This is a genomic window from Micromonospora sediminicola (assembly GCF_900089585.1).
In the GTDB taxonomy this organism is placed as follows: Bacteria; Actinomycetota; Actinomycetes; order Mycobacteriales; family Micromonosporaceae; genus Micromonospora; species Micromonospora sediminicola.
In genome coordinates this window covers 50,865-62,791 of the sequence record NZ_FLRH01000003.1, presented here as the reverse complement: position 1 = coordinate 62,791, position 11,927 = coordinate 50,865, and the positions used below count along the sequence as shown (strand labels likewise).

General features: G+C 73.2%; 13 protein-coding genes and 1 pseudogene. 9 read left to right on the top strand and 5 right to left on the bottom strand.

What is annotated here, in order from left to right; all coding sequences use genetic code 11:
* Window positions 1-3: 3 nt before the first annotated feature.
* The gene (locus GA0070622_RS00660) at window positions 4-528 is read right to left on the bottom strand and encodes a GbsR/MarR family transcriptional regulator (RefSeq protein WP_245666088.1); all 525 of its coding nucleotides are present in this window, start codon (window positions 526-528) and stop codon (window positions 4-6) included.
* Between the two features lie 66 nt (window positions 529-594).
* Here GA0070622_RS00660 and GA0070622_RS00655 point away from each other — a divergent pair, with 66 nt between their 5' ends.
* Window positions 595-1,497 (top strand): ABC transporter ATP-binding protein, encoded by a 903-nt coding sequence (locus GA0070622_RS00655; protein WP_091565309.1) that lies wholly within the window; start codon window positions 595-597, stop codon window positions 1,495-1,497.
* Window positions 1,494-3,086, top strand: a complete 1,593-nt coding sequence (locus GA0070622_RS00650) for an ABC transporter permease (protein ID WP_091565306.1) — start codon at window positions 1,494-1,496, stop codon at window positions 3,084-3,086. Before GA0070622_RS00655 ends, GA0070622_RS00650 begins: the two co-directional genes overlap by 4 nt.
* Window positions 3,087-3,182: 96 nt before the next feature.
* Here the strand turns inward: GA0070622_RS00650 and GA0070622_RS00645 are convergent, their stop codons facing one another.
* A complete protein-coding gene (locus GA0070622_RS00645) occupies window positions 3,183-3,500 on the bottom strand; it encodes an STAS domain-containing protein (RefSeq protein WP_091565301.1) in 318 nt (105 codons plus the stop codon).
* Window positions 3,501-3,650: 150 nt separating this feature from the next.
* On the opposite strand from GA0070622_RS00645, the gene hemL reads away from it, so the two are divergent.
* The 6 genes and pseudogenes from hemL to ccsB all read left to right on the top strand — a co-directional run bounded on the left by hemL (window position 3,651) and on the right by ccsB (window position 9,655).
* Entirely contained in the window at window positions 3,651-4,988 is a 1,338-nt protein-coding gene (gene hemL / locus GA0070622_RS00640) for a glutamate-1-semialdehyde 2,1-aminomutase (RefSeq protein WP_091565297.1), read from the top strand.
* A gap of 1 nt (window position 4,989) precedes the next feature.
* Window positions 4,990-5,637, top strand: a complete 648-nt coding sequence (locus tag GA0070622_RS00635) for a histidine phosphatase family protein (RefSeq protein ID WP_091565295.1) — start codon at window positions 4,990-4,992, stop codon at window positions 5,635-5,637.
* Window positions 5,637-6,212, top strand: a complete 576-nt coding sequence (locus GA0070622_RS00630; protein WP_091565294.1) for a TlpA family protein disulfide reductase — start codon at window positions 5,637-5,639, stop codon at window positions 6,210-6,212. The genes GA0070622_RS00635 and GA0070622_RS00630 overlap by 1 nt, the downstream gene beginning before the upstream one ends.
* Window positions 6,212-7,069, top strand: coding sequence for a cytochrome c biogenesis CcdA family protein (locus GA0070622_RS00625; RefSeq protein ID WP_091565293.1), 858 nt, complete (start codon window positions 6,212-6,214; stop codon window positions 7,067-7,069). The genes GA0070622_RS00630 and GA0070622_RS00625 overlap by 1 nt, the downstream gene beginning before the upstream one ends.
* Window positions 7,069-8,687, top strand: a pseudogene (gene resB, locus GA0070622_RS00620) (cytochrome c biogenesis protein ResB). Before GA0070622_RS00625 ends, resB begins: the two are co-directional and overlap by 1 nt.
* Window positions 8,687-9,655 carry a c-type cytochrome biogenesis protein CcsB gene (gene ccsB / locus GA0070622_RS00615; RefSeq protein ID WP_091565291.1) on the top strand — a complete coding sequence of 323 codons (969 nt, stop codon included), beginning with the start codon at window positions 8,687-8,689 and terminating at the stop codon, window positions 9,653-9,655. The pseudogene resB and the gene ccsB overlap by 1 nt, the downstream one beginning before the upstream one ends.
* On the opposite strand, the gene GA0070622_RS00610 is transcribed toward ccsB, so the two are convergent.
* Entirely contained in the window at window positions 9,621-9,839 is a 219-nt protein-coding gene (locus GA0070622_RS00610; protein ID WP_091565288.1) for a hypothetical protein, read from the bottom strand. The genes ccsB and GA0070622_RS00610 overlap by 35 nt on opposite strands.
* A 52-nt stretch (window positions 9,840-9,891) precedes the next feature.
* Window positions 9,892-10,362 (bottom strand): MarR family winged helix-turn-helix transcriptional regulator, encoded by a 471-nt coding sequence (locus GA0070622_RS00605; protein WP_091565285.1) that lies wholly within the window; start codon window positions 10,360-10,362, stop codon window positions 9,892-9,894.
* Between the two features lie 63 nt (window positions 10,363-10,425).
* Here GA0070622_RS00605 and GA0070622_RS00600 point away from each other — a divergent pair, with 63 nt between their 5' ends.
* Complete coding sequence (locus GA0070622_RS00600) at window positions 10,426-10,980, top strand: carboxymuconolactone decarboxylase family protein (protein ID WP_091565281.1); 555 nt, start codon at window positions 10,426-10,428, stop codon at window positions 10,978-10,980.
* A 41-nt stretch (window positions 10,981-11,021) separates the two neighbouring features.
* Here the strand turns inward: GA0070622_RS00600 and GA0070622_RS00595 are convergent, their stop codons facing one another.
* On the bottom strand, window positions 11,022-11,894 hold the full coding sequence (locus GA0070622_RS00595) for an alpha/beta fold hydrolase (protein ID WP_091565272.1): 873 nt from the start codon (window positions 11,892-11,894) through the stop codon (window positions 11,022-11,024).
* Window positions 11,895-11,927 lie beyond the last annotated feature (33 nt).

Here is an 11,927-nt window from a genome sequence, read left to right as displayed (position 1 = left end):
GGCTCAGCCGTCGGCCGGGCCGCCGTGCCCGGCGGCGGCGCGTCGGGCCCGCCACCGGTCGCCGAGGGCCTCCACCTCCTCCTGGACGAAGAGGAAGAAGTCACGCATCTCGGCGACCCGCTCGCCGGCCGGGGTGCTCCGGCCGCGCAGCGCGTCCACGCCGCCGCCGGCGATGTCGATGAAGGTCTTGTAGAGCGTGGTCTTGGTGATGGTCGCCTCGTACCAGGGGTTGTCCGGCATCCGGTAGCGGTCGCGCCGGGAGCCCTTGACCGGCTCGCGGACCAGCATGGCGAACTGGGTGAGGTAGCGCACCGCACCGCTCACGGCCGCCGCGCTCACGCCCAGCCGTTCGCCGATCTCGCCGGCGGTGAGCGGGTCGTCGGCGCTCATCACGGTGAACAGCACCCGGGCGGCCATCCGGGGGAAGCCGACGTCGGCGAAGGCCATCGCCATCCGCTCGACGAAGAGGTGGACCTCCTCCTCGTCGTGGTGCGACGGCTGGCTCATGGTCGTCTCCTCGGCGCTCATCCCCGCGATCGTCTCTCACGTCTCACTGTCTTCACAAGTTTATGAAATGAGCGTAGCTTCCGAAGCATGGAAACCACAATCGAGGTGTCCGGCCTGGTGAAGACGTTCGGCCGGACCCGGGCGCTCGACGGACTCGACCTGACCGTCCGCACCGGGGAGGTGCACGGCTTCCTCGGCCCCAACGGGTCCGGCAAGTCGACCACCATCCGGGTGCTGCTCGGTCTGCTGCGGGCGGACGCGGGGGCCGTCCGACTGCTCGGCGGTGACCCGTGGCGGGACGCGGTGGCCCTGCACCGCCGCCTCGCGTACGTGCCGGGCGACGTCACGCTCTGGCCCAGCCTCAGCGGCGGCGAGGTGATCGACCTGCTCGGTCGCCTGCGCGGCGGGCTCGACCCGAAGCGCCGAGCCGAACTGCTGGAGTCGTTCGAGCTGGACCCGCGCAAGAAGGGCCGCACCTACTCCAAGGGCAACCGGCAGAAGGTCGGCCTGGTGGCCGCGCTCGCCTCCGACGTCGAACTGCTCATCCTGGACGAGCCGACCTCCGGGCTCGACCCGCTGATGGAGGAGGTCTTCCAGCACTGGGTCCGCCGGGCCCGCCAGGACGGCCGCACGGTGCTGCTCTCCAGCCACATCCTGGCCGAGGTGGAGGCGCTCTGCGACCGGGTGACGATCATCCGGGCCGGCCGCGCGGTCGAGTCCGGCACGCTCGGCGACCTGCGTCACCTGCACCGCACCGCGATCGATGCCGAGGTCGCCGCCCCGCTCGACGGCCTGGCCGATTTGCCCGGCGTGCACGACCTGCGGGTGGACGGGCAGCGGGTGCGCTTCGACGTGGACGCCACCGCGCTCGACGCCGCGCTGCGCCGCCTCACCGAGCTGGGCGTCCGCAGCCTGGTCAGCACGCCACCGACGCTGGAGGAACTGTTCCTGCGGCACTACGAGACGACGCCCGAGGGGGTGGCCCGGTGAGCACGCTCACCGGGACCCGCCACCTGGCCCGGCTGATCCTGCGCCGGGACCGCGTCCTGCTGCCGCTCTGGGTGCTGGTCCTCGCCGCGCTGCCGATGTCGTACGCGGCCAGCTTCTTCGAGCTGTTCCCGACCGCGGCCGAGCGGGCCGCGTACACCGAGGGCACCGCCCGCAACCCGTCCATCGTCGCGCTGCTCGGCCCGGTCTACGGCGACAGCGTGGGCGCGCTGACCGCCCAGCGCAGCGGCTTCCTGCTGGTGATCGTCGGCCTGGCCAGCCTGCTCACCGTGATCCGGCACACCCGGACCGAGGAGGAGGCCGGCCGGCGGGAGCTGCTCGGCGGCAGCGTGCTCGGCCGGTACGCCGGGCTGACCGCCGCGCTGCTGGTCACGTACGCGGCCGACCTGCTGCTCGGCCTGCTCACCGCCGCCGGCCTGGCCTCGACCGGGCTGCCGGCCGCCGGCTCGTACGCGTACGGCCTCGCCGTGGCGCTGACCGGGATGGCGTTCGCCACGCTCGGCGGGCTGGCCGCGCAGCTGACCGAGACCGCCGGCGGGGCACGGGGGATCGGCATCGCGGGTCTCGGCGCCGCCTTCGGACTGCGCCTGGTCGGGGACACCGCCGGCAACGACTGGCCGAGCTGGCTGTCGCCGCTGGGCTGGGCGGCGCGGGTGCGCGCGTACGAGGGGGACCGGTGGTGGGTGCTGCTGCTGCCGCTGGCCGCCACGGTGCTGCTCGCCGCGCTCGCGTACCCGGTCTCGGTCCGCCGCGACCTGGGCGCGGGGATGCTCCCGCCCCGGCTCGGGCCGGCCGCCGCGGGCGGCGCGTTGTCCGGCCCGTTCGGTCTGGCCTGGCGGCTGCACCGGGGGCAGATCCTCTGGTGGTCGGTCGGGTTCGGCCTGCTGGGGCTGATCCTCGGTGGCGCCGCCGAGGCGGCCGGCCGGTCGGTGGAGGGCAATCCGCAGTTGGAGCAGATCATGGCGCGGCTCGGTGGGGCCTCCGGGCTGGCCGACGCCTACCTGGGCGCCACGCTGAGCCTGGCCGGTCTGGCCGCGGCCGGGTACGGGATCCAGGCCGCGCTGCGGATGCGCGCCGAGGAGTCCGCCGGGCGGGCGGAGCCGGTGCTCGCCACCGGGACGCACCGGTCGACCTGGCTGCTCTCGCACGTGGTGTTCGCGCTGCTCGGCCCCGTGGTGGTGTTGGCGACGACGGGCCTGGCCACCGGCCTGACCTACGGGTTCAGCGTGGGCGACGTGCCCCGGCAGTTGGGCCGGATGCTCGGCGCGGGCCTGGCCCAGGTGCCGGCCGCGTGGGTGCTGGCCGGACTCGCCGTGCTGCTCTACGGCCTGCTGCCCCGGCTCGCCCCGGCCGCCTGGGCGGTGCTGGCGGTCTGCGTGCTGCTCGGCCAGCTCGGCGCGGTGCTGGAGCTGGACCAGTGGCTGCTGGACCTGTCGCCGTTCACGCACACCCCGCAGGTGCTGCGTCCCACCTGGACCGCGACGCCGTTGGCCGTGCTCACCGTCCTGGCCGCGACCCTGACCACCACCGGCCTGCTCACCTTCCGCCGCCGCGACCTCCCCGTCACGTGACGCCAACCCCGCCGATCTTGCACTTGCCGCCCCGACAAAGGGGGTGAACGCCCCACACCGGGGGCTCGACGTGCAAGATCGGCGAGGGTTGGGGGATCAGCGGATCATCAGGGCGCTGCGGAGGCCGGTGATGTCCAGGACGCGCAGCAGGAAGTCGCCGACGTTGGTGAGGATCAGCAGGCACTGCGTGTGGCTGGCCTTGCGGCTGAGCACCACGAGCGTGCCGAGGCCCTGGGAGTCGCAGAAGGTGACGCCGCCGAGGTCGAGCACGATGCGCGGGGGCGGATCCGCCAGCACCTCGTTGACCACCGTCGAGAGCTGGGCGGCCGTGAGCATGTCGATCTCACCGGCCAGGCGAAGCACGGCTTCGTCACCCGTCCGGTGTACGGTGATGGACAGTTCGGCACGATCCACCCGGTCAGCCTATCGCGATCTCGACGACCGGGCCTGTCGAGCGGTCCGCCGGTCGGTCCTCCACGCCGGCCCGACCAGGCGTGAGCCGGGTAACCCCCGTTGCGGGGTGGCTGCCGGCCACCGGCCGGGCGCTGACACAATGGCCACATCGTGACCGAGACCTTTTCCGCCGGATCCGGCCGTTACCCGGCCGACGCCCCGGCCTCCGAGGCCCTGTTCGACCGCGCCAAGGCCGTCGTGCCCGGCGGGGTGAACTCCCCCGTGCGCGCGTTCCGTGCCGTCGGCGGCACGCCGCGCTTCATGGTCCGGGGGGAGGGTCCCTGGCTCTTCGACGCCGACGGTCGCCGTTACGTCGACCTGGTCTGCTCCTGGGGCCCGCTGATCCTCGGCCACGCCCACCCGGCCGTGGTGGAGGCGCTGCGCGAGGCCGCCGCGCTGGGCACCAGCTTCGGCACGCCCACCCCGGGCGAGGTCGACCTGGCCGAGGAGATCATCGCGCGCACGCCGGTCGAGCAGGTGCGCCTGGTCAACTCCGGCACCGAGGCGACCATGTCGGCGATCCGGCTGGCCCGGGGCTTCACCGGCCGCGCCAAGATCATCAAGTTCGCCGGCTGCTACCACGGCCACTCCGACGCGCTGCTCGCCGCCGCCGGCTCCGGCGTGGCCACGTTCGGGCTGCCCGACTCGCCCGGCGTCACCGGCGCCGCCGCCGGCGACACGATCGTGCTGCCGTACAACGACCTGCGCGCGGTCGAGGAGGCGTTCGCCGCCGAGGGCCCGCACATCGCGGCGATCATCACCGAGGCCGCCGCCGGCAACATGGGTGTGATCGCCCCGCGCGACGGCTTCAACGCCGAGCTGGCCCGGATCGCCCACGCGAACGGCGCGCTGCTCATCGTCGACGAGGTGATGACCGGGTTCCGGGTCTCCCGCGCCGGGTGGCACGGCCTCGACGCCTCCGACGCCGACCTGTGGACGTACGGGAAGGTCATGGGTGGCGGCCTGCCCGCCGCGGCGTTCGGCGGGCGCGCGGAGATCATGGCGAGGCTGGCCCCGGCCGGCCCGGTCTACCAGGCCGGCACGCTCTCCGGGAACCCGCTCGCCTGCGCGGCCGGGCTGGCCACGCTGCGGCTGGCCGACGACGCGCTCTACCGCCGGCTCGACGAGACGTCCGCGGCGCTGGGCAAGCTCGCCACCGAGGCGCTGTCGGAGGCCGGTGTGCCGCATCGCCTCTCCACCGCCGGCAACATGTTCTCGATCTTCTTCACCGACGCCGACGTGCGCGACTACGACAGCGCCCGCACCCAGCAGGTGCCGGCGTTCAAGGCGTTCTTCCACGCGATGCTCGCCGCCGGCGTCTATCTGCCGCCGAGCGCGTTCGAGTCGTGGTTCGTCTCGGCGGCCATCGACGACGCCGCGTGGGAGCAGATCGCGGCCGCCCTGCCGGGGGCGGCGCGAGCGGCGGCAGCGGCCGGACACGGGGGGTAACATGGCGGAGACGGTGGTACACGTGCTGCGGCACGGCGAGGTGCACAACCCGGACGGCATCCTCTACGGCCGGCTGCCCGGGTTCCGCCTCTCCGAGCTGGGCGTGCAGATGGCCAAGGCCGCCGCGCAGGCGCTGGCCGAGCGCACCGTGGTGCACGTGGTGGCCAGCCCGCTGGAACGCGCCCAGCAGACCGCCGAGCCGATCGCCGCCCAGTTCGGCCTCTCCGTCGGCGTCGACGAGCGGCTGATCGAGAGCGCGAACTGGTTCGAGGGCAAGAAGGTCTCGCCCGGCGACGGTTCCTTCCGCGACCCGCGCAACTGGTGGGTACTGCGGGACCCGGTCACCCCGTCCTGGGGTGAGGCCTACCAGGTGATCGCCGAGCGGATGTTCGCCGCGCTGCACGCCGCCCGGGTGGCCGCCGAGGGGCGCGAGGCGGTGCTCGTCTCGCACCAGCTGCCGATCTGGACGCTGCGCCGGCACGTCGAGCGCAAGCGGCTCTGGCACGACCCCCGCCGCCGGCAGTGCGGTCTGGCCAGCCTCACCTCGTTCCACTTCGACGGGGCGAAGATCGTCGGCATCGGCTACTCCGAGCCGGCCGCGCACCTGATCGCGATCTCGCCGACCGCCCGGACGGCCAAGGGGGCCTGATGCTCACCCGGAGGCTCGCCGCCGCCCTGCTCGCCGCCGTCACCGCCGGTACGGCGCTGGTCGGCTGCTCCTCCGGCACGCAGGAGAGCCGGTGCTCCGCCGACGGCTCCGTCGTCACCTGCGCCCCCGACCAGCGGTCGAAGACCCCGAAGGTCAGCGGTGAACTGCTCACCGGCGGCAGCTACGACATCTCCCAGGACCGGGGCCAGGTCGTGGTGGTCAACTTCTGGGGCTCCTGGTGCGCGCCCTGCCGGGCCGAGGCGGACGACCTGGAGGCCACCTACCAGGCCACCAGGGCCGCCGGCGTGACGTTCCTGGGCATCAACGTGCAGGACAGCAAGGACAAGGCGATCGCGTTCGAGGAGGGGCGGGTCACCTACCCGAGCGTCTTCGACCCGCCCAGCCGCCAGGCGCTCAACTTCGACATCCCGCCGAACACCACGCCGGCGACGGTGGTGCTCGACCGTGACGGCCGGATCGCCGTGGTGATCCGGCGTGCCGTGACCCGCGACGAGCTGCGGCCCATCGTGGAGAAGATCGCCGCCGAGCGGCCGGCGCCGAACGGCTCCCGCTGATGGGCGAGACGTTCGCTGAGCTCGCCTCGTCCGGGCCGCTGCTGCTCGCGGTGAGTGCGGCGGTCCTCGCCGGCCTGGTGAGCTTCCTCTCCCCGTGCGTGCTCCCGCTGATGCCCGGCTACCTCTCCTACGTGACCGGCCTGGCCGGCTCCGACCTGGAGGGTGCAAGGAAGGGCCCCCGCTTAACGCCTCCGGTAGAGGAAGGGCCCCCGCTTAACACCGGGGGCGGCGCCGGGGTGGGCGTCGTGGAACGGGCGCCGGAGCGGACCACCGTCGCCGTCAAGGGGCGGGTGCTCGCCGGCACGCTGCTCTTCATCGCCGGCTTCACCGCCGTGTTCGTCGCCACCGCGATCCTCTTCTCCGGCGTCGGCAAGCTCTTCTTCCGGTACGAGCGCACGCTGGAGATCGTCATCGGCGCGCTGGTGGTGGTGCTCGGGCTCGGCTATCTCGGCCTGGTCCCCGGCATGCAGCGCGAGTTCCGGATCCGCTGGCTGCCCGCCGCCGGTCTGCTCGGCGCGCCGGTCCTCGGCGCGGTCTTCGCGCTCAGCTGGCTGCCGTGCACCGGCCCGACGCTCGGCGCGGTGCTCGGCATGGCGGTCACCGAGGGCGGCACCGACCGGGCCGTGGTGCTCGCCGTGGCGTACTGCCTCGGGCTGGGGGTACCGTTCGTCGCCTTCGGGCTGGGCTTCCAGCGCCTGCTCGGGGTGTTCCGTGCCGTCCGGCGCAACAGCCGCTGGGTCACCCGGATCGGCGGCGCGCTGCTGATCGTGATCGGCCTGGCGCTGGTCACGGGCGGCTGGCAGAACGTGGTGATCTGGTTGCAGACGCACGTCGGGGTGGGCGAGGTGAGCATCTGATGACGACCGTGGACGACCGGCCGGCCACCCCGCCGGCCGAGGCGCCCCGGCGACGGGTCAACCCGGTGCTGGCCCTGCTGCGCAACTCGTGGCGGCAGCTCACCAGCATGCGTACCGCCCTGATCCTGCTGTTCCTGCTCGCGGTCGCCGCGATTCCCGGCTCGGTGCTGCCGCAGCGCGGGGTCAACCCGGAGAAGGTCAACGAGTGGTTCGCCGACCACCCCGACCTGGCGCCCCGGCTGGACCAGATCGGCATGTTCGAGGTCTTCGGCTCGGTCTGGTTCTCCGCGATCTACCTGCTGCTGTTCACCTCGCTGATCGGCTGCATCCTGCCCCGGGCCCGCGACCACGTGCGCGCGCTGCGGATGCGCCCGCCGGCCGCCCCGAAGCGGTTCGACCGGCTGCCCCAGCACGCGGTGCTGGAGGCCCCGGCCGCCGCCGATCCCGAGGCGATCGCGGCGGTGCTGCGCCGCGGCCGGTGGCGGGTCACCGTCCGGGGCAACGAGGTCTCCGCCGAGAAGGGCTACCTCAAGGAGACCGGCAACCTGCTCTTCCACGTGTCGTTGGTCGCCGTCCTGCTCGGGGTGGCGCTCGGTTCCTGGTACGGCTGGCACGGCAACCGGATCCTGGTCGCCGGCGCGGACAACGCGTTCTGCAACACCCGCCAGCAGTACGCCGAGGCGTCGCTCGGCCCCCGCGTGGACAGCGCCGACCTGCCGCCGTTCTGCCTCACGCTGGAGAAGTTCGAGGCCGACTACCTCGACTCCGGGCAGGCGTCCCGCTTCTGGGCCACGGTGTCGGTGGACGAGCCGGGCCGGGACGCCCGGAGCGCCGGTTTCTCGGTCAACTCGCCGCTGCGGCTCGGCTCGGCCAACGTCTACCTGCTCGGCAACGGCTACGCGCCGGTGCTGAAGTACACCGACCGGTACGGCAAGAGCCAGACCAGCGACGAGCCGTTCCTGCGCACCGGCGACCCGAACGCGACCGAGGAGGGGGTGGCGATCTTCCCGGACGCGAACATCGATCCGAAGACCGGCACCCGAGCCCCGGACCAGCAGGTCGCCTTCGACGGCCTCTACCTGCCCACCGCGCCGGAGAGCGCGCCGTTCGTCGCGTCGCGGTTCCCGGCCGAGCGGGACCCGGTGGTGAACCTGACCGCCTACCGGGGCAACCTCGGGCTGGACGCCGGCATCCCGGGCTCGGTCTACCAGCTCGACCAGCGGCAGGTCGCCAACGGCAAGCTCAAGCAGATCGGCACCAAGCTGCTCCGGCCGGGCGAGACGTGGACCCTGGACGACGGCAGCACGCTGGAGTTCGTCGGCACCGAGCCGTACGTCACGCTCGCCGTCCGGCACGCGCCCGGGCAGACGCTGCTGCTGGTGGCCAGCGGCACGCTGCTGCTCGGCCTGATGGGCTCGCTGTTCGCCCGCCGCCGCCGGGTCTGGTTCCGGGTTTCGCCCCCGAGGGTGGATCTCCGACGAGCGGTAGTAGTTTGGTGGAGGCCGGTGGGCTGCCGCGCACCGAGCACCCAGGGTTCGCCGACGAGTTCGCGCAGCTCGTCGCCGCGGTCAGCGGCGGCGAGTCGGACGACCGGCGGGCGCGAGAAGGAGACGAGTGATGTCCGCACTCTCCGACCAGCTGGTCACGTTCGCGATCCTGGCGTACCTGGTCGCGATGATCAGCCACGCCGTCGAGTTCGCGGTGGGCAACGCCCGCAAGGTGGTCGCGGCCTCCCCGGCCCGGGAGCTGGTCGGCGCGGGCGTCGGCGGCGCCGGCGGGACGGTGGATCAGCCGGTCGCGCCGGAGCGCCCCGACCGCTCCGCCGCGCGGGCCGCCCTGGCCGGGCGGATCGCCGCCTGGCTCACCACGCTCGCCGCCGCGCTGCACCTGGGCGCGGTGGTCACCCGGGGGCTCGCCGCGGAGCGGATGCCCTGGGGCAACATGTACGAGTTCGTGCTGACGGTCACCTGGATCGGGGCGGCCGCCTGGCTCGTGGTGCTCTGGAAGCAGCCGTCGTTGCGCCGGCTCGGACTGTTCCTGACGCTGGTGATGGTGCTGCTGCTGGCGTTCGCCGAGCTGAAGCTCTATGTGCAGGTGCAGCCGCTGATGCCGGCGCTCCAGTCGTACTGGTTCATCATCCACGTGTCGACGATCATCTTCGCCTCGGGCATCTTCCTGCTGGGCGTGGTGCCCGCCGCCGCGTACCTGATGCGGTCCGGCTGGGAGCAGGGCCGGCGCAGCTTCCCGTACACCCTGGCCCGCCGGCTGCCGGCGGCGGCCGGCCTGGAGCGGCTGACCTTCACCCTGCACGCCTTCGCCTTCCCGATCTTCACCTTCGCGGTGATCGCCGGGGCGATCTGGGCCGAGGCGGCCTGGGGCCGAGCCTGGGGTTGGGACCCGAAGGAGACCTGGGCGTTCATCTCCTGGGTGGTCTACGCGGGCTACCTGCACGCCCGGGCGACGCCGAGCGTGCGGCGCAACGTGGCCACCTGGATCGCGATCGTGGGCTTCCTGACCGTGCTGATGAACCTCTTCGGGGTCAACTTCTTCTTCACCGGTCTGCACTCGTACGCCGGCGTGAACTGATCCCGCTCAGCACCTCGTCCACCCGGCGGGTGACCTGGTAGGCCACCTCGGGCAGGTCGGCCAGGTCGAGGCGGTCGGCCCGCAGCGCGAACTGGGCGTGCAGCTCGCGGGCCACCGCGTCGCGGATCTCGGCCTGGAGCGGGGTCAGGCCGTCCGGATCTCCCACCACGTACGCGTCGTCCATCCGTCCATTCGGCGCCCGCTCCGGACCGCCGGTCAAGGGGCGGAGGATTTCCTCACCCGCCGAACCAGCCGGGCACGTCGAGGCGGAACACGTCGGCCGGGACCATCCGGCGCAGGTCGTCCTCGATGGCCGTGACCCGGTCGGCGCCGAGCGTGGCGGCCCACCGCCCGCGCAACTGGTCGAAGACGGCCGCGGAACGGTGCAGCCCGTCGCGGCCCTTCGCCGTCACCCGGACCAGTTTGCGGCGCGCGTCCGCCGGGTCGTCGACCCGTTCCAGGTAGCCGAGCGCGACCAGCCGGTCCACCGTCTTCCCGGCGGCCTGCTTCGAGACGCCGAGGCGTTGCCCGAGGTCGGAGGCGGTGGTGCCGGCCGGGCCGACGGCCTGGAGGACGAAGCCGTGCGCCGGGCGCAGGTCGGGGTGCCCCTGGCGGGCCAGCTCGGCGTGCAGGTCGTCGACGAGCGTGCGGAAGCCGGCGAGCAGGAGCAGTGGCAGCACGAAGCCGGGGCGGTCAGGCGTTGTCATGTTCGACAACCTCGTTTACTATTTCGTCAACCACGTTGACCATCTTACGAGAGGGGCCCTCCGATGTCCCACTTCACCGCGTACGAACTCGACACCGCGCCCGACGCCGCCCGGCCGGTGATGACCGGCGTCCGCCGCGCCCTGGGCCACCTGCCCGCCGCCGTCGGCCTGATGGCCGGATCGCCCGAGCTGCTCAAGGGCTTCCTCGCCGCCAACGCGGCCTTCGAGGCCACCGACCTCGACCCGGTCGCCCGGGAGGTGGTCGTGCTGACCGTGGCCACCCGCAACGGATGCCACCTCTGCGTGGCCATGCACACCGCGACGCTCACCCGGCACGACGCCGACCCGGCGCTGATCAAGGCGCTGCGCGACGGCACGACGCTGCCCGAGCCCCGGCTGGAGGCGCTGCGCCGATTCACCGTCGCCGTGCTCGACCACCGGGGCGCGGTCGGAGACGCCGAGCTGAACGCGTTCCTCGCCGCCGGCTGGCAGCCCCGGCACGCGCTCGACGTGGTGCTCGGCGTCGGCACGTACACCATCTCCACGTTCGCGAACCGGCTCACCGCCGCGCCGCTCGACGAACCCCTTCAGGAGTACGCCTGGGCGCCGGCCGCCTGAGCCGGGACCGCTGCCCCGGCACTGACCTGCCCGGGCGCTCGTCAGCCCCGCAGGAAGGGAAGCAGCAGGGCGGCGAGCTTCGCCGGTTGCTCCTCGAAGAGCCAGTGGCCGCACTCCTCGACCACCTCGCCGGTGACCGTGTCGGCATAGCGGCGCACCTGCTCGGCCACCTGCCCGCCGAGGCTGGCCTGCGCGCCGACGGCGAGCACCGGCATCGGCAGCTTCGTGGCCCGGTACGCCATGTTGTCCGCGATGTCCTGCTCGAAAGCGCGGAAGTAGGCGAAGCTGGCCCGCAGGTGCGCCTCGTCGCGCAGGTGGCCCGCGTACTCCTCGACGTCGTCCGGGCCCAGGCTGCCCTTGTTGACCATGATGGAGTCGGTGAACCGGTCGACCCAGAGCGCCTCCCGGCCGGCGACGAGCTGCTCGGGCAGGCCGTTGGGGACGTTGAAGAAACCGAAGTTCCAGACCGCCGGGCCGGCGGCGGTCAGCGCGGGGATCGTGTAGATGCCCTCATCGGGGATCGGCGCCTCGCTGAGCACCAGCCGGGCGACGGAGTCGGGGTGGGCGGCGGCGTAGGCGTACGCGACCATGGTGCCCAGGTCGTGACCGACCAGCCGGATGTCCCCGGCCAGGTCGAGCCCGGTGAGCAGCCCGTGCAGGTCGGCGGCGACGGTCTTCTTGTCGTACCCGCCGGGCGGAGCGTCGCTGTCTCCGAAGCCGCGCAGGTCGGGGGCGATCACCTCGTACGACCGCGCCAGCTCCGGCAGCAGGTGCCGCCACATGCGCCAGCACTGCGGATAGCCGTGCAGCAGCACCAGCGTGGGCCCTCGGCCGCCCCGGACGTAGTTCCAGGTCACCTCGCCGACCCGTACCCGCTGCTCGGTGAAGCCCGCTGGCACCCGTTCCCCGCCCATGCCGCGGACTACCCGGCTGACCCCCGTCCATGC

Coding starts and splice junctions, on each gene's coding strand:
- GA0070622_RS00660 (WP_245666088.1), bottom strand. CDS start 528: ATGAGCGCCGAGGAGACGACCATGAGCCAGCCGTCGCACCACGACGAG.
- GA0070622_RS00610 (WP_091565288.1), bottom strand. CDS start 9,839: ATGGACGACGCGTACGTGGTGGGAGATCCGGACGGCCTGACCCCGCTC.
- GA0070622_RS00625 (WP_091565293.1), top strand. CDS start 6,212: ATGGGCGAGACGTTCGCTGAGCTCGCCTCGTCCGGGCCGCTGCTGCTC.
- GA0070622_RS00655 (WP_091565309.1), top strand. CDS start 595: ATGGAAACCACAATCGAGGTGTCCGGCCTGGTGAAGACGTTCGGCCGG.
- GA0070622_RS00605 (WP_091565285.1), bottom strand. CDS start 10,362: ATGACAACGCCTGACCGCCCCGGCTTCGTGCTGCCACTGCTCCTGCTC.
- GA0070622_RS00630 (WP_091565294.1), top strand. CDS start 5,637: ATGCTCACCCGGAGGCTCGCCGCCGCCCTGCTCGCCGCCGTCACCGCC.
- GA0070622_RS00635 (WP_091565295.1), top strand. CDS start 4,990: ATGGCGGAGACGGTGGTACACGTGCTGCGGCACGGCGAGGTGCACAAC.
- ccsB (WP_091565291.1), top strand. CDS start 8,687: ATGTCCGCACTCTCCGACCAGCTGGTCACGTTCGCGATCCTGGCGTAC.
- GA0070622_RS00595 (WP_091565272.1), bottom strand. CDS start 11,894: ATGGGCGGGGAACGGGTGCCAGCGGGCTTCACCGAGCAGCGGGTACGG.
- GA0070622_RS00600 (WP_091565281.1), top strand. CDS start 10,426: ATGTCCCACTTCACCGCGTACGAACTCGACACCGCGCCCGACGCCGCC.